Raw genomic sequence first — 24,364 nt, 5'->3', positions numbered from 1 at the left:
CGCCCCCAAAACATTTTAGGACAAATTATATCATGGATGCCGATCAAAGAGTATCTGCAAGCGCCGCTTCCACATCACGCCTGATATGCTCGTCCGCCAGCACGCCCTCCTGAAACGAATTGCGCCCTGTCTCATCATCCGAATAGAGCGCGGACGACGTCATGTCTTTAAAGGCTTGATGCAAATTGTTGTCGAACCAGTCCGTCTCTCGGTCCGCATCATTGCGAAGCACCGACCGCAGAACGGCTTTCCCGCCCTCATTCGCAAAATAAGCCAGCACGACCGGTGCGGATTCGGAATCCGTCTCCACCTCAACCTCAGCGCATGGTTCTTCTCCGCGGCGAACGATTCCTCTTACCCGAGCACTTCTAACGTTCACTGTCTCTATCTCCTCTCACTCGTTAAAATAGTTCCATCGATTCAATATGATGCTTCGTATCGCTAGTGCCGCATTCATGCAGCAGCTTATAAATGCGGCTAATAATGTCGTCATATGCGCCATTCAGTGACTCGTCGTTATTGGGCGAGTAGGGACTGCCTGCGAAGTGGAACGTCTGCGCTTCATCCATGGATGACAGCTCCTCAAACAGCTCTCTGAGCAGATTGACCTGATCTTCGTTCGCATGAATCTCCAGCTCGTAAGCCGCCGCCCCTTGGTCCTCTAATATTTGTCCGGCTTGTACGGACACATAAAAGGTTTTATTGCCTTCAAATCTTTCTTCATGACGATGCTCATCCACCATTTTATACCCATTCCTTCCATTTTCAAATTGCCTTTCAACGTCATGCTATCTAGCTTAGCTTCCCCCGTTGGACAGACATTTTATCCCTTTTTTCAGCATATAACTGTTATTATCGCAACTGGAGTCCAGCATAGAGAGGAATGAGAAGGATGTGCGGAATAACCGGCTGGATTGATTGGAACAGCGACTTGACTAGAGAAAGCGACAATCTGGAGCGCATGACGGATACGCTTGCCCCGCGCGGCCCCGATGCGGCGGGCACCTGGATTACGACCCATTGCGCGCTTGGACATCGCCGCCTCTCCGTTATGGACCCGGAGAATGGCGCCCAGCCCATGATTCGGTATACGGGAGACGATCAGTACGTGGTCGTCTATAACGGAGAGCTATATAACGCTCCAGAGCTCAAGAGGGAGCTTGCGAGCCGCGGACGCTCCTTCACGACAACCTGCGACACGGAAGTGCTGCTTGTCGCCTTTATGGAGTGGGGAAGAGCTTGCGTGGAGCGATTCAACGGCATATTCGCCTTTGCCATTTGGGACATGACCGCCCAAGAGCTGTTCCTCGCCAGAGACCGGCTAGGCGTCAAACCGTTGTTTTTCAGCCAACGGGATAGCTTGTTTATTTTTGGATCAGAGCCAAAATGCATTCTGGAGCACTCAGCCTTCAAGGCGGAGGTTGGAGCGGAAGGACTGGCCGAAATCTTTGTCATCGGTCCTGCGCGAACGCCGGGCCACGGCGTGTATAAAGACTTGAGCGAAGTAAAGCCCGGGCAGTGCATGGTCGTAAACCGGGCGGGAGTGAAGACGATCACATATTGGCAGCTAAGAAGCACGCCGCATGAGCATGACGTACAGCAAACAGCGGAGCATGTCAGAGAGCTGCTGGAGGATACGGTCATCCGCCAGCTTATTTCCGATGTCCCCGTATGCACACTGCTGTCAGGCGGTCTGGATTCAAGCGCGCTGACGGCGCTGGCGGTCAACTATTATGCCAAGAACGGGCAAGGCAACGTCCATACGTATTCCGTCGATTACCAAGACAACGACAAGCACTTCCAGGCGCATGCCTTCCAGCCCAATAGCGATGCGCCCTGGATTGAACGAATGACCTCGCATCTGGGCACGGTCCATCACCCGATCCAGTTCGATACACCGGAGCTGGTTACAGCGCTGCACAATGCGACGCTCGCCCGCGACTTGCCGGGTATGGCCGATGTGGATGCTTCCTTGCTGCTCTTCTGCCATGAAATTAAGAAGGGGGCGACTGTCGCCATCTCGGGTGAAGCCGCAGACGAAATATTCGGCGGTTATCCGTGGTTCCACCGGGAGGAAGCGCTTCAGGCTGAGACCTTCCCGTGGTCGCTCGCCACAACGATGCGCGCAGACCTGCTCTCGCCCGACATTGCAGCCTGGATCAGACCGCAGGAATACATCGGCGACCGTTACGCTGAAGCGGTAGCGGAGGTGCCTCAGTTGGTGGGTGAGGACGAGACACGCAGACGGATGCGGCGCATGTCTTATTTAAACATCACGCGATTTATGCCCACACTGCTGGATCGGAAGGACCGGATGAGCATGGCTGCCGGGCTCGAAGTCCGCGTCCCCTTCTGCGATCATCGCCTGGTGGAGTACGTGTGGAACATTCCGTGGGAGATCAAGGCAGCGGGCGACCGGGAAAAAGGAATCCTGCGCCAATCGCTGCAAGGCATTCTTCCCGACGACGTCCTGTGGAGAAAGAAAAGCCCCTACCCGAAGACGCATAACCCGAATTATCTTACGGCCGTCAAAGGCTTGCTGCTGGATGTATTAGATGATCCTACCTCCCCCCTGCTTCCCTTAATCAATGTGAAAAAGATTAGGGAGCTTGCGGAATCCGATACAGCCAGCTCGAACCTCCCGTGGTTCGGGCAACTGATGTCCGGACCGCAGCTGTTCGCATATCTCTATCAAGTCAATCTGTGGCTGAAGCACTATAAAGTTTCGATCGGTTAGCATATAGCAAAGAAGGGCTGACATCAAGTCATCGCGACTTGCGGCAGCCCTTTCTGTTACCCTCAATTTCCTTCTTTCCCCTAAGAACGAAACAAAAGAAACCCGGCAGCGCATTCCAGCAGGAATGTCTTCCGGGTTCTTGCTCTACTCATAGGCTTAGCCGTTCGAAATACCGAGCTTCGTCATCAGAACCTTCAGCGCCTCGCCTCGGTGGCTGATCGCGCCCTTCTCCTCTTTGGACAGCTCCGCCATCCCTCTGTCGAGCTGCGGCAGCCAGAACAACGGGTCGTAGCCGAATCCACCGTCGCCATGCGGACGGTCCGTAATGATCCCATCCACGGTGCCTTCCGCTTCGATGAACTCGCCCGTGGCAGGATCGTACAGCGCAAGCGCACATACGAATTGAGCACGGCTGAGCGCCTTGGAGCCATCGCTCAGCGTGTGCCCCGGCAGCTTGGCGCCAATCTGGCCTAGCTCCTGCAGCAGCTTCGCGTTATTAGCGGAATCAGCCGCTCCTTCTCCCGCATATCGTGCGGAATAGACGCCTGGTCTTCCCTCCAGCGCATCCACACATAAGCCGGAGTCGTCCGCAAGCGCCGGCACGCCAAGCGCGTCTCCGGTTGCCTTCGCCTTCAGCCTGGCATTGGCAGCGAATGTATCTCCATCCTCTACGATGTCGGGAATGGAAGGATAGTCGTGCAGGCTGACGACCGCTTTCCCCAGCTTCTGGAGCGCATGGGCGAATTCCTTCACTTTGCCAGCGTTTTTGGTAGCGACGACGACCGTATCATGACCTTCTAGCCAGTTGTTCGCCATCCGCTTAACCTCCAATACGAGCGCCAACCTCGCCCAGAACCTCGCGCTGCTTCTCGATCAGCTCTGCGATTCCCGCTTCACCAAGCGCCAGCAGCTCGTTTAGCTCCTCGCGGGAGAATGGCGCATCCTCGCCCGTGCCTTGCACCTCGACGAATTTGCCTTGTCCAGTCATCACGACGTTCATGTCGACCTTCGCCTTGGAATCCTCCTCGTAGTTCAGGTCCAGCAGGGCTCTCTCCTGAATAACGCCTACACTGACGGAAGCCAGGAAGTCGCGAATTGGATATTTATTGAAGGAAGCCGTCTTCGAAATATGATGCACCGCAAGAGCCAATGCCACGAATGCGCCCGTAATGGACGTCGTACGCGTACCGCCGTCCGCTTGGATGACATCGCAATCCAGCGTAATGGTGCGCTCGCCCAGCGCGCTTAGATCAACGACAGATCTTAGCGCTCTGCCAATGAGGCGCTGAATTTCCATCGTGCGCCCTGTGAGCTTGCCTCTGGCGGACTCGCGTTGGTTGCGCGAATGGGTAGCTCGCGGCAGCATCGAATACTCTGCCGTTATCCAGCCCTTGCCCTGCCCCTTCATAAAAGGCGGCACACGCTCCTCGATGCTGGCTGTACAGATGACCTTCGTATCGCCTACCTCGATCAAGACTGATCCTTCCGCGTGCTTGTTTACATTCGTCGTAATCGATACCGGCCGAAGCTGGTTCGGCTCCCGGCTGTCATTTCTCATTTGATAAGCCTCCTGAATCATTCATCCATTTTTAACCCTTTCTATTTTAACAAAGTCGTGGATGGAATGCATCTAAAGGCGCAAATAAGTGGCCATGATACCACCGATCTTCCAAGGTCATGTCGTATTGAGCAAGGAGATGGATCAAGGAGCAGACCCTTTTAACATGAAGCGCTCGCCGCACGCCGTGTTCGTAACTTCTATTTCAGTAAAATGAGTACTTACCCCGTCTTTTTCGGTGCCGCCCGTTCCTCTAACATTAATGCAAAACGGATCAATCTCCGTGCGAATGCCTTCCCGATTCACATAGTAATAACGATTAATGACGGTGCCGGCTTCATAAGTGGGATTGGACGTATCGTACCTGCCTTGGTCGCCCACAGGAATAACGTCGTATTTCCCTTCTTTTGCGAGAAGTGGTGCATTCGGCACATTGTAGGTCACTCGGATAATGCCCTCATAATGCTCCGGTATCAAAAAAAGGTCATACGTTCCTCTATCATTCGAGCCGCAGCCTGCCAAGAGGATCGCAAACGCGAACAGTGCCAGCTTTTTCATAACAAATCCTCCTTATCTTTTCATTTATGCCTATAATCTAGTTCATTACCCGCTTAGAGAACAGAACGGCAATTAGAGGGGCAAAGTTGCAATATGGTGGATATCCATGATTGCTTTGCTCATAAAAAAACTGACCCTCGGCAGCAACAGCTCCCGCTGGGTCAGTCTTTTTAAGGTCTTGCAACTCTCTTTAAGATTTCAGCGCATTAACATGATGCGGTCTGCCAACAGGCTGACTATAGGAGTTGTTGCTGTCGTCCACCAGGTTGGTCTCACCGTTAATCCGGATTTGAACCTGACTCGCCTCTGTGCTCTCCGTCAGCGACAGCACAACGGCTTGCAGCATCTCGGATGGGACAGGCAGTCCTGTAACATAAGACTCGTCTTGCAGGTCCACGACAAGGACACCATCCTTCTCTTCGATGTTCGTCACTTCCACATCTGGCAAAATAACGCTTGTCAGCTTTTTCTTATCTAGCGGCCCTGCGATTAATTGCTCTAGCGCAGCGTGTGCCGTCGAATCGGAACGTTCAATGAGTCTTGTGACCGGAACATAATATTCCTCTTCATGCAGCGTCTCGGCGGAGAAGTAGAGCGTGACCGGATAGGAGCTGGCGATGCTTACGCCGTCAGCCTGCTCGATATTGATGCCGATCGTGCGCGTCAGCTCGCCTTGAATCGGGAAGCCCGCTACCGGCATCGCCTCGAGCGGCTCGCCTTCCACTTGGAGCTCTACGCCTTCAATGCCGCTCATAGCCGTTAATGTCCACGTGATCGCTTCTACAATCGCGCGCTCGTCCTGCTCCGGATAATTTGTGAAGGACTCGGACAAATTGATTTTCGCGATTTTGCGCTCTTGATCATATTCATACGACAGCACCTGTGTGCCTTGAGGGAGAAGCGCACGGAAGTCTTCAGGCAGAAGCGAAGCGTATGCACCGCTGTCGACCATAATTTCCAGTGCCTTCTGCGGCGCTGATTCCTTGGCGGTCAAAGCCGACGGCACCGTTACCGGAGCCAAATAGCCATTGCCATCCTGCAAATAAACGGTCAGTGTGGAGGCCGTTACGCCATCTGCCGGAGCCTGTCCGGTAGGTTTATTTTCGCCCTCGATGCCGTCGGTTTCCTCCACCTGCTGCTGCGGCGGATCAATTGACTTGCTTGTTTGCTGTGAGAACAATCCGCATCCTGCGGTCAGAACGGGCAGCGCCAGAAGGGCAACGTATGCGGTGCGGCGAATCCATTTTTTCTGAATCATGTAGATAATTCCTCCCCAATTGATTTTAGCCTGTCGGCTTTGTACAACTCCTCATTTGTAGTAATATGTATACGAGCCCTTCCCTGTTTTAGACCAGTTTTGTCCATAAAATCATGAGGGGGAACCATATTGAAAGAGAACGCGAATATCTACAGCCTGAACAGCTCGAAAGTAGCTGCCGCAACGGATGAATGGCTCGCCAAACGCGGAGTGACCAAGGGGGACATCGCAGAGCTTGTGCTCTTCCTGCAGAAGGATTATTTTCCCGGCCTTACTGCCGAAGATTGCCTGGAGCATGTTGACGCCGTATTGTCCAAGCGTGAAGTGCAGAACGCCGTATTGACCGGCATTCAGCTCGATATTCTGGCAGAAGAAGGCAAGCTGCTGCCTCCGCTGCAAGACATGATCAAGCATGATGAGAGCTTGTACGGCTGCGATGAAATCCTGGCTCTGTCGATCGTGAACGTATACGGAAGCATCGGATTTACGAACTTCGGCTATGTCGATAAAGTAAAGCCGGGCATTCTTGTTCGCCTGAACAGCAAAACCGACGGCGAAATACATACCTTCCTCGACGATATCGTTGGCGCGATCGCCGCTTCCGCAGCCAGCCGCATCGCCCACCGCAAGCAAGCCGAGCGCGAAGGCGTCACCACGCCGCCGCTTGACTAGAGCGCAACAACAGAGGCCGTTCCGAAGGTTGCTTAACCTTGCCGGAACGGCCTCTTTTTCTATGCCTATTCTTAGGTCCGCTTTCAGGATGGCTGCAGCAGCGGCTTATTGGGCAAATAATGAATGGAGCGGATGAATCGGACCGTCTTCGTCTTCGCCCGCATCACAATGGAATGCGTCTCCGCACGCTCGTCAGGAAAGTAGCGCACCCCACCCAAAAACTCTCCTGGCGTAACCCCCGTCGCCGCGAATATTACATCCTCCGTACCGACCATATCCTCCATCGTCAGCACACGGTAAGGGTCCTCAATGCCCATCTGGACGCAGCGCTCGTATTCCGAAGCGTCTGCCGGCATGAGACGGCCTTGCAGCTCGCCTCCCATGCACTTCAAGGCCGCAGCCGCCAGCACCCCCTCCGGCGCCCCTCCCGAGCCCACATAGAGGTCTATGCCCGCCTCCGGGAATGCGGGAGCCATTGCCCCTGCCACGTCGCCGTCCGACAGGAATTTGATGCGGACGCCTACCTTACGCAGCACCTTGACGATTGACTCATGACGCACCCGATCCAGAATCATGACGGTCAGATCGGATACCTTTTTATTCAGCGCGTCGGCCGCTTTGTACAAGGTCGTCTCCATGGGGTCGGTAATGCTCAGCTTGCCAACAAGCGCAGGCCCGTACGCCAGTTTCTCCATGTACATATCCGGCGCATGAAGCAATTGGCCTTTGCCCGCTACGGCGATGACCGACAGCGCATTATTCAGCCCCTTGGCTACAATCTCGGTGCCCTCCAGCGGATCGACCGCAACATCAACCTCGGGTCCCTGCAAGCTTCCTACTTCTTCGCCAATATAGAGCATCGGAGCTTCATCCATCTCGCCCTCTCCGATGACGACCGTTCCCCGAATCGATACAGAGTCGAACATCGTTCGCATTGCTGTTGTCGCAGCCCCATCAGCGCTGTTCTTATCGCCCCTTCCCATCCATGGTGCGGAAGCCAGTGCCGCCAGCTCGGTTACACGTACAATCTCCAGTGCCAATTCTCTCTCCATGCGCATTCTCCCCCTTGATTTCATTCGAACTAATCCTCTTGAATCTTTATATATGATGTATTAAATATATATAATGTGTAACATATAATTCATTAATGTGCAATATATCATGCAATGAAAAACCTTGCTTCCAGAAGCTTCACACAAAAAAATCCCCTCTCTTTGCAGCGGGAAGCCGTTCATCAACGGCTTCCCTGCAAATTCGAAGGGATTTAAAATCCGATTATTTTTTCATAATTTCAAGGTTTTCTTTCCACTTTGCGCTCTTCCAGTCCAGCAGCTTCTGGTAGCCAAGACCTTGTGTCTCTTGATCGGCCTTCTGGATCAGCGAGATGACTTCCTCATCGCTCTTCGCGAAGACGATTTGGGAGACAGCTTGCTTATAGTAATCGGTCAGACGCTGCATGATGATGCCTTCCTCCGACGTAGGAACCGGCGTCATATTGGAGAACTCCGTAATGTTTTTGGACGTCTTGAACGATACGGTCGTCTGTCCGACAGTCGTCCAGTCTTGCGCTTCCTCAGGCAGCAATTGCTCGCGCTTGCCTTTCGTTGTATCGATAAACACCGTGTTGCCGTACCAGTTGAATTCGCCGATTTTCAGCTCATCGTATTTTTTCGGATCGCGGTTGATGTAAGCATCGTTGGGAACCGGGACGCCGTCTTGCACATCGTCATAGAACAATCCCGGAGGGCCGAAAAAGAATACGCGCTGGCCCTCTTCGCTCGTAGCCCAGTTCATGTAAGCGAAGATCGCTTCCGGATCAGCAGCTTTGGTCGTAATCACGTTGACGTTCCAGCCGAGTGCGTTGTAGCCGGACGGGAATACCTGATTTTTGTCTACGCCCGTCTTGTGAACCGGCCAGATAACATCATAGCCCGCCTCTGGATCTTTTGCTTTGAGCACGTTATTCGCCTCGCGTCCGATGCCTTCAACTACAGCGTCATAGGCTGCGAATACGGCGATATTGCCCGCTCTAAGCTTCTCGTTGATCTGGTCGCGAGTTTGGGTGAACATATCCTGGGATGTCAGCCCTTGGCGGAACAGACGGCTCGTATACAGCGCCGCTTCCTGGAAGGACGGGTCCTGGAAGATCGAGACGATCTTGTCGCCTTGCGGTACGCCGAATACGCCGCCAGGAGAGATGAAATGAGGGGTGTTGCCGTTCGCCGCGCCGCTGTACAGCATGCCGAGCAATTGCAGCTCGGAGCCGTCGCGCACTTCGCCTGCGTCGAATGGAATAATGTTCGGATATTTGTCTTTCACTTGCTTCAAATAAGCTTCTAGGTCATCCCAAGTCTCAAGCGGAGGGGAGCCCAGGTCTTTATAAATTTTCTTATTAACGATGTACGCTGCGTTGCCGTTTCCTTGGTCGCCGTTAATGTACCAGTTCGGAATCTGATAGAGCTTGCCGTCGGCGCTGCGCAGCATGTTCAACGTCTCTTCGCCGATTGTTGCTACGAACTCAGGGTATTTCTCCAGATATGGATCAAGGGCAACCAGCTTGCCTGCTTCCACCAGACGCTCTACATCCTTGCCTTTGTCCAGTACAAGTGCATCCGGCAGCTCGTTGGATACGATCATGGAGTTGAGGCGCTGCGCTGCCGCGCCGTTGGATTGGATCGGCTCGATCTTCACCCCGAGGTTGTCCGTAATCCATTTGCCATGCGGGCGCTCTTCCCACGAAGGCGCTGTAAACCAGTCATAATGCACGTATTGCGTGAAGGTTACCGGCTTTATCTTGGCACGCGGATCTGTGGAGACTTCGCCGCCTTCCCCTCCTTCGTTGCCGGAACCTTGTTCATTGCCGCTTGGCGATGCTGTCGGGCTTGGCGAAGGCGCCGGTTCATTTTTGCTCGAACAAGCGCTAAGCACGAGGATGACGCTAAGCGCTAGCACGATAAGCGCTTGAAACGATTTTTTTCTGTTCATGGATCATTTGCCCCTCTCTTGATTATGTGCTACATGCTCATTATAAAATTGATAGGGGAGGCAAAAAATCGTCCCAATCAACGAAATGTGTACTAAATCAATGACGCTTTTTGCAAACGTTTACGATCGGGAGCTTCCTTCATTCAATCCCTCTCGCCGCTTGCCTTCTCGACCTCGGCCACAGCAGGAATGCGCAGCCGCACCGCCGTCCCGTGACCGATCATGCTCCGGATAGTAACCCCGTAGGACTGGCCAAAATGAAGCTTGATCCGCTGCTCGACATTACGAATCCCGTACCCGATGCCGTTGCCCGATTCGCTGAAGATTGCCGCAATCGTCTCGTCCTTCATGCCAAGCCCGTTGTCTCGAACCTCCATCACAATTTCCCCGCTGTTCTCGGCGAATACGGCAACGTCAATCTCAATCTGATCATCATACCAGGCATGCTCCAGCACGTTCTCGACGAACGGCTGCAGGACGAACTTGACCGTCTTGAATGCCAGCAGCGAGTCGTCAATCTCGAACCTGACGATGATCCGGCCTGCGTATTTAATGTTCTGGATGCTCAAATAAGATTCAATAATTTCGATTTCCTTGCCGATCGGGATGAACATCTCCCCTCGATTCAGCGTCATGCGGTAGAACTTGGCCAGCGACCGGATGATCTCATGCAGCTTCTCCAGCTCGCCAAGCTTGGCCATTCGGCTGATGGACGAGAATGTATTATAGAGGAAATGCGGATTGATTTGCGCATGCAGAATTTGCAGCTCCGCTTCCTTCTTCTCCAGCTTGCTTATGTAGATCTCATTAATCTGGCTTTGGATCGTGGAGGCCATATCATTGAACGCTTCGGATATTTGCCCGAACTCATCGTTGCCCTTGTATTTGATCCGCCGCTGCAAGTCGCCTTCCTTAAAGGCCTGCAAAGAATGCACCAGCTTGCCGAACCGCAGCGTGAACACCTTGGACGTAAAGATGCTGATGAGTATCGCGACGAGCAAACTGGACAAACAGATCAGAATTACCGTATTTCTCATATGAAACGATTCCTTATGGAGCGAATCCAGCGGAACAAGCACCGCAATTCGAGCGTTTATCATGCCAAGTGGGGACTCCAGCAGCATATCGCCGTTCGTCTCGGCCTGTACAAGCATCGATTCCCTGTACTCCTCTTCCGGCATGGAACTGGTATACAACAGCTTATGGTTCTCATCGACAACCACCAGCTTCATCTCTTCGCCGAAGGCGCTGAAATCGTAATCTTCAAATATATCCTTCAGCTTCACCGTCACTTTGATCAGACCGATCTTGCCGATCCGCTCATAGTCAATTAACGGCCTGACGAGCGAGATGTTCTGAAACTCCTTGTCATTGCCGATCTGCTGCCAGATGATGCTGTCATAAGCGAGGTCCTGCGTATCCCGGTACCACGGCTCATCCTGGATTCGTTCGGTGTACCGAATGCCGAACTGCCGCTGGCCGTCTCGCAGAAACTTCTCCTTCGCTTCATAGTAATATTCATCCACGGACGGTCGGTCCAGATACACATCGAGCATCACCTGCACATTCGGCAGCGCAGTGGCCATATCGAGCTTCGGCAGCACGTATGTCGTCATAATTTGATGGCGCTCGTAACCTAGAATATACCCCGATAGATAGCGGGACAGCACCTGGTCGTCGAAGATGGCGTCGGAGCTCCGGATAATATCGGACATGCGAATCTGCACGCTATTGGAGAATTGGCCAAGCGCTACCTTCAGATTGTCCTTCGTCCGCTCCTCAATGGAGTGCATCGTATAATAGTAGGAATAACTGCCGATGGCCAGTACCGGTATGAGCGCAAGCAGGATATAGGAGACTAGCAGCTTGTACCGAAGCGGGAAAAACCATTTGGAACGGCGGTTCATGAGATCACCCCTGCTTTCTGTAGTCTCCCGGCGTCATGCCCGCGTATTCGCGGAATGCCCGGCTAAAGTACGTCAGGCTTTTGTACCCGACCTGATCGGCTACTTCATACACCTTCAGCTTATGGTTGCGAAGCAGCTCCTTCGCCCTCTCCATGCGGCACATCGCCATATATTCGTTAAAGCTGACGCCCATCGTAACCTTAAACATATGACCGAGATGATTGGGCGAATAGGCAAAGTGGTTCGCCATTTCCTTCAGCGTAATTTCCTCCGAGAGATGATCCTTTACATAACCCGTAATTTCATCAAAGAGACGGTTGTTTCGGCTTTGCTTGCGCGTATAGACCATCTCCGAGATTTCGAAGAGCGTCCGCTGCAGCCAGGACTGAATATCATGGGCTGTCTCGAACTGATTGATCGTATCAAAATAATCATTACTCCAGCCGAGCAAGCTCTGGAAGCTTTCGTTCATTTGCTCCAAATAATGCTCCAGCTTCATCACGATATGCAAGGAGAAATGATAGACCCGGATCGGCTTCTCGAACGTCTTCACCAGCTGGAACAGCTCCTCCATACAGTCGCATATGCGAACAAGCTGATAGTTGACCGTCGCCGTAAACATCTGGTCCAGAATGGAGTTGACATCCCGGACCTCCCTCGCTTCATTCCACTTGGCTTCGCCGGGAAGAATCAGCCTGTCCCGTCCCAAAAACATCTTGAAGCCGATCAGCTCGCGCGCTTGTCCGAAGGAGGACACCAGCGAGCCCCGATCCGTAACGGAGTCGCCGAAGCTGACGGTAGCCGTAAGCGGACCGTACGACCTCACCTGATCGATCATACGGTTCAACTCGTCGATCATCCCGGGTTCCGAGGCGGTATAGATGAGTCCGATACGGGCATCCGACACTTTGCAATACAAGCCGAGACTGCGCTTGTCGATATAATTCATAATCAGCTCCAGCGTATGATCCAGCAGAATGGCATGATCCCGCTCCGAGTACCGGCTCGGCAAGACGCGGTCTACTTCAATAAGCACGGCGGCGGCAGCCGTCTTCGGAATGTTGACGGAATACTTCTGCAGGAACGTATGCAGCGTCTGCTCGTCCATATCGCCCTCCAGCAGATGGAGCACCACATCATTGCGGATGAATTCGAAGGAATCCATGCTGGTTGCCTCTTCTTCCTTCATCGCGTCCAGCTCCGCTACGATTCTTCGCAATATATCGATCAGCTCATCATCATCTACCGGCTTGAGCAGATACGCATCCGCTTTCATATCCAGCGCTTGCTTGGCATAATCGAAATCCTGGTAGCCGCTGATGAATACCTTCTTCACCCGGTTATTTTTTTGCTGGGCCAGCTTGGCCAGCTCCAGACCGCTCATGATTGGCATCTTAATATCGGTAATCAGGATATCCAGATGGTTCTGCTCAATGAACGACCATGCCGCCAGCGGCTTGTTCTCCCAACGCAATACTTCAATGCCCAGCTCCGTCCACGGAATGAGCTGTCTCATGCCTTCCAGATCGAAATTTTCATCGTCCACTACGATTGCTTTATACACGGATGTTCCTCCCTCGAAAACAGAAAAAAGCGAACTGGAATATACTGATACCAGTATATCCCCGTTGCTCTCAATTGTTAATGCGGTATTGCAGATGAATCGGGCAGTTTCTGAGCCCTCATAACCTATTCCTTGAGCGACCCGATGAGCACGCCTTTGACAAAGTAACGCTGAAGGAATGGATACACCATCAGAATCGGCAGCGTCGCCACCATCATCGTCGCCATCTGGAGCGCCTTGACCGTTACGGTCTGAGACACGGCGCTTTGCGCGTAACTATTCAGATTGTTCAGCAGATTGGCCGTTGTGCCGGCGTTTATGATCTGGACAAGCAGCGTCTGCAGCGGCACCAGATTCTGATCATTGATGAAGACCGCAGGAATGAACCAATCGTTCCACAGGAATACGGCCGTGAACAAGCCTAGCGTTGCCAGTACCGGTCCCGATACCGGAAGCACGATCCGGAAGAAGACGCCGAAGTTCGAGCATCCGTCGATCCGGGCCGATTCCTCGATGCCGTCCGGCAGCTGAGTGAAGAACGTCCGGAAAATAATCATGTTATATACGCTGACCATCCCGTGCAGAATCAGGAAGAAAAACGTGTTGTACAGGTTCAAGCTATACACGATGATGAAGTACGGGATAAGTCCGCCGTTGAAAAACATCGTAAAGATGGCGAACAGCGTGTAGAACTTTTTGAGCAAAATGCCTTTTTTCGATAACCCGTAAGCGAACAATGCCGTAAAAAACATGGATAGCGCTGTGCCAAGCACGGTTCTCATGATGGTAATAAAGTAGGCGCTGAAAATTTGTTTGTCCTTGAACACGATCTCGTAGTTCTGGAGCGTAAAGTCCCTCGGCCAGAACGTGATGCCGCCAAGCGCCGTATCCGAGCCGCTGTTGAATGAGATGACAAACGAGTTCCAGAACGGATAAAACGTAATAAATGCCAAAATCGTGAGCAGTGCGTAAATCGTGCCGCGCAATGCCTTATCTGTAAATGACAGCTTCAATGTCGCCACTCCTCATGATAGTTTCATCGTGATCATACATACCGCTTACCATAGACTCTCCCGTCCCAATTTTCGTGCGATCGCATTGGCACCGACCAGAAGTACGATGCTAAGGAATGATTTGAACAAGCCCGCCGCAGTCGCATAGGAATATCGCTGGTTCATGATGCCCATCTGGTACACGTACGTATCGAGCACATCCGCGACCGACATCACAATTCCGTTGTTCAGGTTGCGGGTAAGCATCATGATGTCCTCGAATCCGGCGTTCAGAACGTTGCCGACGCCAAGAATCAGGAAGATGATAATGACAGGCGCAATGCCGGGAATCGTAATCGTAAAGATCTGCTTCCATCGGCTGGCGCCGTCAATAGCCGCAGCCTCATACAGTGAGGGGTCGATGCCGACGATGGCCGCCAGGTAGACGATGGAGCCGAAGCCGATTTCCTTCCATACATTCGTGCCTACCAGAATCGACCAGAAGTAATTGGGCGACGACATCCAGTTAATGGGGGCGTCGATCAGCCCGATGGCGAGCAGCAGGTTGTTCACTGCCCCGTCATCCACCGCGAACATGGAGAATACAAAACCGGAAATGACCACCCACGAAATAAAATGGGGAATATACGTAATCGTCTGGACAAAGCGCTTGAACAATACGCCGCCAATTTCGTTCAGCATTAACGCAAGAATGATTGGAGCCGGGAAGCCGATTGCCAGCTTCAACAAGCTGATGACGAACGTATTGCGCATAATGCGCCAAAACTCCGGCGATTCAAAAAACATCTCAAAATGGCGGAAGCCTACCCACTCGCTTTCCCAGAAGCCCTTGAACAAATTGAATTCCTGGAACGACATTAGCACGCCCCACATCGGGCCGTAACTGAATATCAGCAGAAACAAGATAGCCGGCAAAATCATGAGTTGATAGTCCCATTGCCTCGCAAACCTCACCCAGAACGAGGCTTTGTCCAAAGAAACGTTAGGCTGCATGCTTGCTGAATCTTTCCTCTTAGCTACTCGATCTAACACTTCTAACCACCTACTCATTCGTAATCTTGTGTATGGAATAGTACTATCTTAATCCGGGTGCCCGCCCCATTCCAGAACACTAACTAACGATTGTTGTACAAAATCAACGGTGATCGCAATACAGCTTTTTTTTCAGGTAAATAAACGCCCAGACGACGGGTTCGCGCATAAAAAAAAGCCCCTCACACCGTTTCCGGCATAAAGGACTTCGCGTTCAGAACGACTCATAGATTAGTGCAGCAGCGGCTTCCCGGCTCCGAATTCGGCCTTCCCGCTCCAGGTAATAGAGATGCGCCAGCGTCTCGGACATCGCAAATCTGAGGTTATGCGGATTGTCCCGCAGACGGGCGCCGAACAGCGTCTCGCATAGCGCGAAGGCGGTACATGGCTCCTCCTTCAGCAGCTCAGCCATCCGATCCAGCCTTCTGGCGTGATGACCGATCAATTCTTCAATACGGCCTCCGAAATCGGTAAAGGGATCGCGGTGCCCTGGCAAAGCGAAGGCAACGTCGTACGACTTCAGCCCTTTCAGACTGTCAAGAAAGGCTTCCAGAGGGTCCAGCTCCTCTCCCGGCACTACGCTGACATTAGGCGTAATATGAGGCAGCACCTGATCACCGCATATCATCCAGCGGATTTCCGGCTGATAGAAGCATAAGGCGCCATATGCATGGCCCGGCGCATCGATCAGCTCCCACTCCCACTCGCCAAGCTGAAGCCTCTGGCCCGCTGATATGTACTGTACCTGAGGCTGCGGCGATACAAGCTCAATAAACCCGTCCAGGTTGTGTTCAATGCGATCCATGATCTCCCCCGGCATGCCATGGCGGATGTACAGCTCGCGCAGCGCCCCTGGGAAGCGACTTCCTTCCCCCCACAGCCGCTGCGCATAAGCATGCGACCTCTCGCTCATATAGGCGGGTGCTCCGGATCGTTCCTGCATATACCCCGCAAGCCCGTAATGGTCGGGATGCTGATGCGTAAGTATGATTCGTTTGATGTCCTTCCACTCAAGCCCTGTTTCCGCCAGCGTACTCTCCCATAGCTTCTTGGCTTCAGGTGTGCCCAGACCAGGATCAATAACGGTTACGCCCTCCCGCTCCGGGATGATATAGCTGTTGACCCATTTCAATGAGAAAGGCAGCGGAACCTTCACCTGCAGCCATCCATGTTCTAATGTGGATATCGTCGTATTCATAATGCACTCCCTGCCATAATCATTCGCGGCGATTCTTCCTTATCATACGGACTGCTGTCATAATTGCCATACAGCTGCTCCAATCGGAGTCCGCATTCCTCGTAGCTCCGCTCGAACCACTCCAGAGGATACAGCCGCACTCTCTCCAAATATTGTCTCACCCGTTCAGGCTCATCCGGCTTGAACACGGATATCTCCTTCTGTACCCATCCGCATGAGATTGAACGTTCCTCAACAATCTGCAGTCCGCATAGGTCGTCGAACCGCTTGGACCACGCAACGAGATTCCGTTCAACATAATCGGGATTCAGAAAGTCGATCAAGAAGGAGCCACCCTTGCGCAATACACGCCGAATCTCCCGCAGAACGCTCCTATTATCCTCTTCAAACGAAAAATAGCCAAATGAGGTAAAGAGATTGAACGTCGCGTCGAATGTTCCGTCGGCAAATGGCAGCTCCCTCATATCGCCATGCTTCCATGCCACCCGGCCTTCGCGATCATGCTCCCTTGCTTCTTGCAGCAGAGCTTCGGACAGATCCACCCCCGTCACGTGAAAGCCCGCTTCTGACAAAGCTAGCGAATGCCTGCCCATGCCGCAGCCGATATCCAGCACGCAGGCTTGCTCAGGCAGTGCCAGCCACTTCGCCATCCTCTTGGCCTCCTGATTAGCTTGTCCTGAGTCCCGGTGTCGATAAACGATCATATAATCCTTGCCAAAGCTTTGTTCATACCACGGTTTCATCACGTTAAGTCTGCTTCCTTTCGTCAGCCTGAAATGAATAGCGGCCATGATGATACCTTATCTTAGCATAAGTTTTGCCACGCGGCGCAAACTATGGAAGCTTGCCGCGTCCTGCGTGTAAGACATTCGTTGATCCGGAGGCGAGCGTCATGAACGAACGAATTCGCTTATTATTCGCCGAAGCGGCGGATCTGAAAACCTATACACTAACCAACAATGCCATGAGCATCGACATTGCGTATATCGCTCCGCTATGCGACGAGAAGATGGTCAGCGATTTTATTACCGTTCCCTTTACCAAGGAAGAAATCCCTTACCGCAAACAGCTTCAGACCATACCGGAGTACCTCAAGGTTGAGGACCCTGCAAGATGGCAGGACCTTTTACTGCGCGGCAATGTCTTGATCCGAGATAACGAAACGGGGGAAATCTATTCTTTCTTTACAGGAGACGTCATCTGTAATGAAAGCCCGCAGACACAAGTTGAGAGCGCCATCCAAGGGCCGCAGATTGCCCTGAGCGAGGACTTGAACAAATCGATTAATCTGATTCGGACAATGTATCCGGTACCCGAGCTTGGCATCGAGGAATATTCCGTAGGCTATATCTCGAAGACGCCTTTGCTTGTCGTATTCGATCAGCGGCATGTCGATCCGTCCGTTCTGGACAACGTCCGCTCAAAGCTGAGCAGCATCAGCGTAGATATGGTGCATGCCGCCGGAGAACTGGAGAAGCTGCTGATCGGCAAGCGCCGGCATCTCTTCCCGACCGTCCTCATTACCGAGCGCCCGGATCGCATAGCAAAAGCGCTAAGCAAAGGCAAAGTGGTCGTACTTATTAAAGGCAGCATGTTCGCCCTGATCATGCCCGTCTCCTTCTTCGACTTCATGCATGCCATTGAAGATAATTATGAGGCCTATTGGATGACTAGGGCTCTTATCTTGATCCGATACATGTCAATCGTCTTGACGATCTCGCTTCCGGCGCTGTATATCGCCATTGTTTCGTACAATCCAGAGCTGTTCCGGGTACAGCTTGCCTTCTCGATTGCGGCAAGCCGATCTGCCGTGCCTTATCCGTCCTATATTGAGGTGTTTATTATGTTGTTCATGATTGAGACGCTGATCGAGGCGAGTATCCGCCTGCCCCGATATATCGGGTCAACGGCGACAACGGTCGGCGGTCTGATCCTGGGGCAAGCTGCCCAACAAGCGGGCCTGGTCAGCAGCATTATGATCATTGTAACGTCGGTAGTGGCGATTTCCAACTTCGTGATTCCGATCAACTCGTTATCGTTTTCCGTGCGATTTCTGAAGTATCCCTTAATCGCCGCCTCTATCTTTTTCGGCATCTCCGGTGTGGCGATAGGGCTGTTTCTCTACGTATGTTATCTATGCAATCTTAGAAGCTTCGGCAAACCTTACTTCCGACTGCACGGCAAGATTAATCCGGCAGAGGGAGACGTTGGGCAGGTGAGAACCAAATGAACCGTTATTTCTTCTACAACTTCATGCTGGTCAGCCTCATGAATTTGATGCTGTTCGTGCCGCATATTTTGGTAAAAAACCGTTATTCAGGCGGAGTGTCTTCTCTGCTCGTTGCGCCTCTCATCGGGGCCATACTCATCTATATGTTCACGAACGCAATGGCTCGCTACCCCGGACTCGGCTTTGCGGAAATCATGAAGCTTCATCACCCCAGGTGGCTGGTATCGATTACGTCCATTTTTTTCGCGGTCATGTGGTGGTTCTCCTCTACGATTGTTGTGGTCGCCTATGCGGTGCTTATTAACCGTTTTTTCAACCCGGACGCCAACACAACCGTTATTCTGATTATGATGGTCATCGCTGCCGCTTACGCCGCGTCCCGCTCCACCTTGACGATAGCCTTCATCATTGAAATCGGAATCATCGTGAACGCTCCGATCATTCTGTTTATTTTGTTCAAGATGGTGCGGAGCCCTCAGCTTAATTTCGATGCGATCCGGGTGGTCGCCAATCATGTCATGGAGATGCCAACCATTATTACCATAGCTGCGGCGACGCTCATTTTTACAGGCTATATCCACTTGGCGCTGTTCAACAGGCTGTTCCCGCCCAATTTCCGCTTCAAGCATCTCTATATCTATCCCATTCTGGGATTTGTCATTTTGCTCATTACGTTTTTCGTTCCGATCGGCTTTCACGGGACGGAAGGGGTGGACCGCTATATCTATCTATGGGCGGTGACCTCCGACTCGCTAAGCATGCAGTACGGTTTTATCGAGCGCGTCATGTTCCTGTTCCTGATCGTCTTCCTGAATCTGACGCTGGTCTATACGATGTCCGGCTGGCATCTCGGCATGGAATATATCAAGAGCTGCTTCAAAGGCAGCAAGCCCGAGATCGACAGTCCAAAAGCACCGAAATCCAACTACATCATTCTTGGAGTGTTCGCAACGGCAACCGTGCTGTATCTCATCTTCACGAATGAGAAAATCAACTATCTCATCACCTCCTATTGGCTTGTGCTTCGTATGTTCACAGAGGTGGTAAGCGTGCTCTGGGTGTTCATTCTGAGCAGAAGGAGGCTGAAGCCGGAATGATACGGTATACGGCAGTCCTCTCTCTTCTTCTAGCCCTGCTTACTCTAAGCGGCTGCGGCTTCAAGGACATTGACAAGCGATTTTTTGTGGTGGGCACCGGTATCGACTGGTCCGGCAATGAAAGCAAGCCTTATCGGATCACGCTCCAGCTTGCCATACCGTCACCGAAGATCGAGCCCGGCGCATCCAAAATCCAATACGAAACAATTGATGCTCCCAGCATTGCCGAAGGCGTACGCATGCTGAAAGCCTATGTAGACAAGGAGCTCGACTTCGGCCATTGCAAGATGATGATTATCGGCGAGGAGCTGGCCAAGCGGGACATTAACCATTCCATCGATTGGATGCTGCGCAGACGGGACATTCAAAGCGTTGCTACACTTGCCGTGGGAAGGCCTACGGCAGAGAACGTGCTGCACGTACAGCCGGCATCCGAACGTTATCCAGGCAACTCGCTGCTGCTGTCCTTCGGGGCTGATGGCACGGAGTCATCGTACAATTATGCCGAGACGTTATCGGGGCTATCACGGAGAGTGACGGAGAAGGGCATGGATCCGGTGCTCGCGATCATTACGAATGACGGCAAGGAAAGCTACGTCATTAACCAGGTCGCTCTATTCGACAAGAGTAAGATCAAATTGATTTTATCTCCTACCGAGACCCAGTTGTTTAATCAAATGTCGGACCACTTTACGAAAGCATCCATGCATGGCATGTTCAAAGGCACACCCATGGTTATTGCGATCAATCAATTGAACTCCAGCTTCCGAATTAATGAAAAAACCGATCCTCTGCTCATAGCCGTGAAAATTAAAATGGATGTTGTATTTGAGGAAGCACCGAGCGGCCTGTTCGACAAGCCTTGGCAGCCGGTGGAGGATGCCTTGGCTTCCGAGTATGAAAAGGCAGCCGTAACGCTGCTGAAGAAGATCCAGCGCCATGGCATTGACCCCTTCGGATTCGGTCTTCGTTACCGCGCGACGCATTCCAGAGCGGATTCCTGGAATAATTGGACCCAGCTCTACCCGGATGCCAAGTTCAACGTAGAAGCGATGGTCAAAATCGAAGGTACCGGATTAATCAGATAACGGCAAGCCTTATGAGCAGGCTTGCCGTTCGTCTTGTTGCTATGTCGAAGAGATTCTGATCAGCCTGTCTGTGCCGCCAAGCTCCGATATAGTGGCCGCACCGATACCGAACATAGCCGCTCTTAGCTCAAATTCGATCCGTTCGAACTGTTCAATCAGCCCCTCGATCGACAAGGCGCTATTCTCTCCTGCAGCTTGCGGGAGCAGCGAACGACCGAAGCCCGCCATATTCGCGCCAAGCGCAATCGCTTTGGCGGCATCCACGCCGTTATGCAGCCCGCCGCTGGCAACGATGGGCATCGAGGGCAGCACAGCCCGTACTTCCGCTACACTCTCAGCGGTTGGGATACCCCATCCGGCGAACGCTTCGGCGGCCTGGCGGCGTACCGGATCGCTGACGCGGAACTTCTCAACCTGGCTCCATGATGTTCCGCCTGCTCCCGCCGCATCGATAAAGGCGACGCCTGCTTCGCTCAATCGGGCAGCTGTCCGGCCGTCGATCCCCCAGCCCACTTCCTTCACGCCAACGGGAACCGCTACGTTGCGGCACACTTCTTCAATTCGGCCAAGCAGTCCGCTGAAATCCGTATCGCCTTCAGGCTGGAATACTTCCTGCAAGGCATTAAGATGAAGGACAAGCGCATTCGCCTCGGCCAGATCGACCGCGCGCTGACATGCCTCCGGTCCCATCCCGTAATTCAGCTGGACAGCCCCAATGTTAGCGATGATCGGAATACGCGGCGCAAAGGCACGAATCTTGAAGGTAGAGGCAAGCTCCTCCTTCTCCAGTGCCGCGCGCATGGAGCCGAGCCCGATTGCCCAGCCTCGCTCTTCGGCAGCCATCGCGAGCCGCTTATTAATGGCACCCGCCTCATTGGTGCCGCCCGTCATTGAGCTGACAAGCAATGGCGCCCGCAGCGGCTGTCCGAACCATTCCGTATCCAGACGAATACGCTCGAACGACAGCTCGGGGAGCGCATTATGCTTGAAGCGATAGTCGTCAAACCCTGTTTGGATGCCGACACCGGCTACTTCCTCCTGCAGACAGATTCGAATATGCTCGCCTTTGCGCTTTTCGATATGGCCCTCGCTAGTTGACTTCAAAGATTGACCTCCTGGTTGCATGCCGCACCTCATGTTTACATCTGTTATGGGCGAGCTCTGCAAGATTGCTTTACCGATTAGCATAGCATATTTTTGAGGTTTGCGCTTCCACGGGACTCCTCAGTGACGGAATGGGACGATCCATCTGGAAACGGCTGCCGTCGCACTTGGACATAGAACTTAGTTTGTATATGATTCCCTAAATAAACCAATTAAACCTTCATTATCCTATGATTATTCCAATCAAATATTTGAATTTGTCGATCAAAATTATTGTGTATTGCTGCTCTTTCATATACACTTAAGACATACGACAAACGGTATACAACGGCAGCTTTTTCGCTCGTTGTTTAATTCAAACAATCAGGAGGCATTATCATGGACATCCGTATTTTTGAAACATCCGAAGAGCTTGATCTGTACGCAGCGGAGATCTTCCGCAAACTGATTAACGAAAAACCGAATGCGGTGCTGGGTCTTGCGACAGGATCGACACCTGTCGGCATTTATGCCAAAATGGTAGAAGACTACACTAACAAAAAAGTGAGCTTCAGCGGCGTTACAACGTATAATCTCGACGAATATGTGGGGCTAACGCCGGATAACGATCAAAGCTACGCCTACTATATGAATAAGAACCTCTTCTCGCATGTCGACATTCCGGCAATTCAGACGCACCTGCCCGACGGTATGGCTGAAAATCCGCAAGACGAATGCGTCCGCTATGAAGCGATGATTAACGCATGCCCTGCCGATATTCAGTTGCTCGGCCTTGGCCATAATGGACATATCGCATTCAACGAGCCAGATGAGCATCTGTCCGCAGGCACGCATGTTGTGAAGCTGAAAGAAGAGACTCTCGAAGCCAACGCCCGCTTCTTCGCATCCATCGACGAAGTGCCGAAGGAAGCGTACACGATGGGCATCGGCTCCATATTGAAGGCGAACACCATCTTGCTGGTCGTTCGCGGCTCCGACAAGGCGCATATTGTGAAAGAAGCGCTGACCGGTCCAATTACGACTAAGGTGCCTGCTTCCTTGCTGCAGACACATCCGCGAGTAACGGTTCTGCTTGATCGTGAAGCGGGAAGGATGCTGGGATAAATGACAATGAGCTCCCTGACTTGGAACATTCATAACGTTCATATCGTGCTGGAGGATCGGGTTGTAAAGGGTAGCGTGCAAGTATCAAACGGTCGTATTGCCGCGATCGTGCCGGAGGAGTCCTCCGAGGAGCTGCCTGCTGATGCAGAATCGGTGGATGGCAAAGGAGGCTGGCTGCTGCCAGGCTTTATCGACGTTCACGTGCACGGCGGCTTCGGAGGCGACTTCATGTATGCCAATAGCGAAAGCTTTGACCGGATTACGAAGTTCCATGCATCGCAAGGAACAACCGGCATGCTGGCTACCACGATGACGGCTTCGAAGGAAGCGATTGATGCTGTACTGGACGCCGTTGCGGAGTACCAGCAATCAGGCAATCAATATGCTCCGCTGCTGGGTGTGCATCTAGAAGGTCCATTTATTAGCGAGAAGTGGCCTGGCGCCCAAAATCCGGCTTACATTCAAGACCCTCAGCTGGAATGGCTGAAGGAATGGAATGAGAAGCATCCTGGCATGGTGAAGCTGCTGACGCTGGCTCCGGAGAAGAACAACTCCAAGGAAGCAATCGCTTGGATGTCGGAGAATGGCATCATTGCGGCAGCAGGCCATACGGATGCCGTCTATGACGAGGTCAAAGCTGCAGCCGACGCCGGACTGACGCATGCCGTTCATACGTACAACGCTATGCGAGGCCTGCATCACCGCGAGCCTGGCACGCTAGGCGCCGTATTGACCGATGATCGCATCTACACGGAGATTATCGCCGACGGTGAGCATGTGCATCCCGCCGCTATCGCGCTTATGCTGGCTGCCAAGCCGCTCGACCGAGTCATTATCGTGACGGACGCAATCGAAGCAGCAGGTATGCCTGACGGCACGTACGAGCTGGGCGGACTGGCCGTTGTGGTGAAGAACGGAACCGCGCGCCTGCGCGAGGGCAATGCGCTGGCTGGCAGCAGCTTGACGATGATTCGCGCATTCCGCTACATGCTGAACCATTCGAAGCTAGGCATTCTTGAAGTGAGCCAACTGGCTAGCGGCAACCCTGCGCGCGAGCTTGGCATCTTCGACCGCACCGGCTCCATCGCTGAAGGCAAGCAAGCCGATCTCGTGCTGGCAGACGCTGAATTCAACGTGGAATGCACTTGGGTGCAAGGCCGTACCGTATTTCATAAATCCGAATAAGCTTGAATTATAGATGCCAATATGACGAAATGAAGAAAAGGCGGTGCCGAGGATATAATCCCAGGCATCGCCTT

General features: G+C 52.6%; 22 protein-coding genes. 7 read left to right on the top strand and 15 right to left on the bottom strand.

All coding sequences use genetic code 11. The annotated features are described in order from the left end of the window. Window positions 1-43: 43 nt before the first annotated feature. Both AC0YNW_RS00605 and AC0YNW_RS00600 read right to left on the bottom strand, forming a co-directional pair. Entirely contained in the window at window positions 44-379 is a 336-nt protein-coding gene (locus AC0YNW_RS00605; protein WP_475830364.1) for a hypothetical protein, read from the bottom strand. A 22-nt stretch (window positions 380-401) separates the two neighbouring features. Beyond that, window positions 402-743 (bottom strand): hypothetical protein, encoded by a 342-nt coding sequence (locus tag AC0YNW_RS00600; RefSeq protein ID WP_475830363.1) that lies wholly within the window; start codon window positions 741-743, stop codon window positions 402-404. 149 nt (window positions 744-892) lie between these two features. Here AC0YNW_RS00600 and asnB point away from each other — a divergent pair, with 149 nt between their 5' ends. Further along, complete coding sequence (gene asnB, locus AC0YNW_RS00595) at window positions 893-2,737, top strand: asparagine synthase (glutamine-hydrolyzing) (RefSeq protein WP_475830362.1); 1,845 nt, start codon at window positions 893-895, stop codon at window positions 2,735-2,737. A gap of 156 nt (window positions 2,738-2,893) precedes the next feature. Here the strand turns inward: asnB and rdgB are convergent, their stop codons facing one another. From rdgB to AC0YNW_RS00575, 4 genes are all read right to left on the bottom strand, one after another. Further along, entirely contained in the window at window positions 2,894-3,553 is a 660-nt protein-coding gene (rdgB, locus tag AC0YNW_RS00590; protein WP_475830361.1) for an RdgB/HAM1 family non-canonical purine NTP pyrophosphatase, read from the bottom strand. Window positions 3,554-3,557: 4 nt separating this feature from the next. Then, a complete protein-coding gene (gene rph / locus AC0YNW_RS00585) occupies window positions 3,558-4,295 on the bottom strand; it encodes a ribonuclease PH (RefSeq protein WP_387472802.1) in 738 nt (245 codons plus the stop codon). A gap of 144 nt (window positions 4,296-4,439) precedes the next feature. Further along, window positions 4,440-4,853 (bottom strand): DUF6843 domain-containing protein, encoded by a 414-nt coding sequence (locus tag AC0YNW_RS00580; RefSeq protein WP_475830360.1) that lies wholly within the window; start codon window positions 4,851-4,853, stop codon window positions 4,440-4,442. Window positions 4,854-5,043: 190 nt separating this feature from the next. Then, window positions 5,044-6,111: a GerMN domain-containing protein gene (locus tag AC0YNW_RS00575; protein ID WP_475830359.1), complete on the bottom strand. Its 1,068-nt coding sequence runs from the start codon at window positions 6,109-6,111 to the stop codon at window positions 5,044-5,046. A gap of 129 nt (window positions 6,112-6,240) precedes the next feature. Here AC0YNW_RS00575 and AC0YNW_RS00570 point away from each other — a divergent pair, with 129 nt between their 5' ends. Then, a complete protein-coding gene (locus AC0YNW_RS00570; protein WP_387472808.1) occupies window positions 6,241-6,783 on the top strand; it encodes a phosphatidylglycerophosphatase A family protein in 543 nt (180 codons plus the stop codon). An 83-nt stretch (window positions 6,784-6,866) separates the two neighbouring features. Here the strand turns inward: AC0YNW_RS00570 and glpX are convergent, their stop codons facing one another. The 8 genes from glpX to AC0YNW_RS00530 all read right to left on the bottom strand — a co-directional run bounded on the left by glpX (window position 6,867) and on the right by AC0YNW_RS00530 (window position 17,225). Beyond that, window positions 6,867-7,835: a class II fructose-bisphosphatase gene (gene glpX / locus AC0YNW_RS00565; RefSeq protein ID WP_387472810.1), complete on the bottom strand. Its 969-nt coding sequence runs from the start codon at window positions 7,833-7,835 to the stop codon at window positions 6,867-6,869. A gap of 223 nt (window positions 7,836-8,058) precedes the next feature. Continuing rightward, window positions 8,059-9,768 (bottom strand): extracellular solute-binding protein, encoded by a 1,710-nt coding sequence (locus AC0YNW_RS00560; protein WP_475830358.1) that lies wholly within the window; start codon window positions 9,766-9,768, stop codon window positions 8,059-8,061. Window positions 9,769-9,911: 143 nt separating this feature from the next. Next, a complete protein-coding gene (locus tag AC0YNW_RS00555; protein WP_475830357.1) occupies window positions 9,912-11,675 on the bottom strand; it encodes a sensor histidine kinase in 1,764 nt (587 codons plus the stop codon). A gap of 4 nt (window positions 11,676-11,679) precedes the next feature. After that, window positions 11,680-13,239, bottom strand: a complete 1,560-nt coding sequence (locus AC0YNW_RS00550) for a helix-turn-helix domain-containing protein (RefSeq protein WP_475830356.1) — start codon at window positions 13,237-13,239, stop codon at window positions 11,680-11,682. Between the two features lie 125 nt (window positions 13,240-13,364). Further along, the gene (locus AC0YNW_RS00545) at window positions 13,365-14,252 is read right to left on the bottom strand and encodes a carbohydrate ABC transporter permease (protein WP_475830355.1); all 888 of its coding nucleotides are present in this window, start codon (window positions 14,250-14,252) and stop codon (window positions 13,365-13,367) included. 45 nt (window positions 14,253-14,297) lie between these two features. Further along, entirely contained in the window at window positions 14,298-15,245 is a 948-nt protein-coding gene (locus AC0YNW_RS00540; protein WP_387472885.1) for an ABC transporter permease, read from the bottom strand. A 253-nt stretch (window positions 15,246-15,498) separates the two neighbouring features. Further along, window positions 15,499-16,482, bottom strand: coding sequence for an MBL fold metallo-hydrolase (locus AC0YNW_RS00535; RefSeq protein WP_475830354.1), 984 nt, complete (start codon window positions 16,480-16,482; stop codon window positions 15,499-15,501). Further along, window positions 16,479-17,225: a class I SAM-dependent methyltransferase gene (locus AC0YNW_RS00530; RefSeq protein ID WP_475831243.1), complete on the bottom strand. Its 747-nt coding sequence runs from the start codon at window positions 17,223-17,225 to the stop codon at window positions 16,479-16,481. Before AC0YNW_RS00530 ends, AC0YNW_RS00535 begins: the two co-directional genes overlap by 4 nt. A 149-nt stretch (window positions 17,226-17,374) precedes the next feature. Here AC0YNW_RS00530 and AC0YNW_RS00525 point away from each other — a divergent pair, with 149 nt between their 5' ends. The 3 genes from AC0YNW_RS00525 to AC0YNW_RS00515 are packed head-to-tail and all read left to right on the top strand — an operon-like array spanning window position 17,375 to window position 20,897. Then, complete coding sequence (locus AC0YNW_RS00525) at window positions 17,375-18,712, top strand: spore germination protein (protein ID WP_475830353.1); 1,338 nt, start codon at window positions 17,375-17,377, stop codon at window positions 18,710-18,712. Next, entirely contained in the window at window positions 18,709-19,809 is a 1,101-nt protein-coding gene (locus AC0YNW_RS00520; RefSeq protein ID WP_475830352.1) for a GerAB/ArcD/ProY family transporter, read from the top strand. The genes AC0YNW_RS00525 and AC0YNW_RS00520 overlap by 4 nt, the downstream gene beginning before the upstream one ends. Further along, complete coding sequence (locus tag AC0YNW_RS00515; RefSeq protein ID WP_475830351.1) at window positions 19,806-20,897, top strand: Ger(x)C family spore germination protein; 1,092 nt, start codon at window positions 19,806-19,808, stop codon at window positions 20,895-20,897. Before AC0YNW_RS00520 ends, AC0YNW_RS00515 begins: the two co-directional genes overlap by 4 nt. A gap of 39 nt (window positions 20,898-20,936) precedes the next feature. On the opposite strand, the gene fni is transcribed toward AC0YNW_RS00515, so the two are convergent. Beyond that, window positions 20,937-22,022, bottom strand: a complete 1,086-nt coding sequence (fni, locus tag AC0YNW_RS00510; RefSeq protein WP_475830350.1) for a type 2 isopentenyl-diphosphate Delta-isomerase — start codon at window positions 22,020-22,022, stop codon at window positions 20,937-20,939. A gap of 357 nt (window positions 22,023-22,379) precedes the next feature. Between fni and nagB the strand changes: the two genes are divergently transcribed. After that, window positions 22,380-23,105 (top strand): glucosamine-6-phosphate deaminase, encoded by a 726-nt coding sequence (gene nagB / locus AC0YNW_RS00505; protein ID WP_387472832.1) that lies wholly within the window; start codon window positions 22,380-22,382, stop codon window positions 23,103-23,105. Next, window positions 23,106-24,290 carry an N-acetylglucosamine-6-phosphate deacetylase gene (nagA, locus tag AC0YNW_RS00500; RefSeq protein WP_475830349.1) on the top strand — a complete coding sequence of 395 codons (1,185 nt, stop codon included), beginning with the start codon at window positions 23,106-23,108 and terminating at the stop codon, window positions 24,288-24,290. The last annotated feature ends 74 nt before the right edge of the window (window positions 24,291-24,364 follow it).

This window comes from Paenibacillus sp. J31R120 (assembly GCF_056269225.1).
This window is presented reverse-complemented; position numbering and strand designations above follow the sequence as displayed.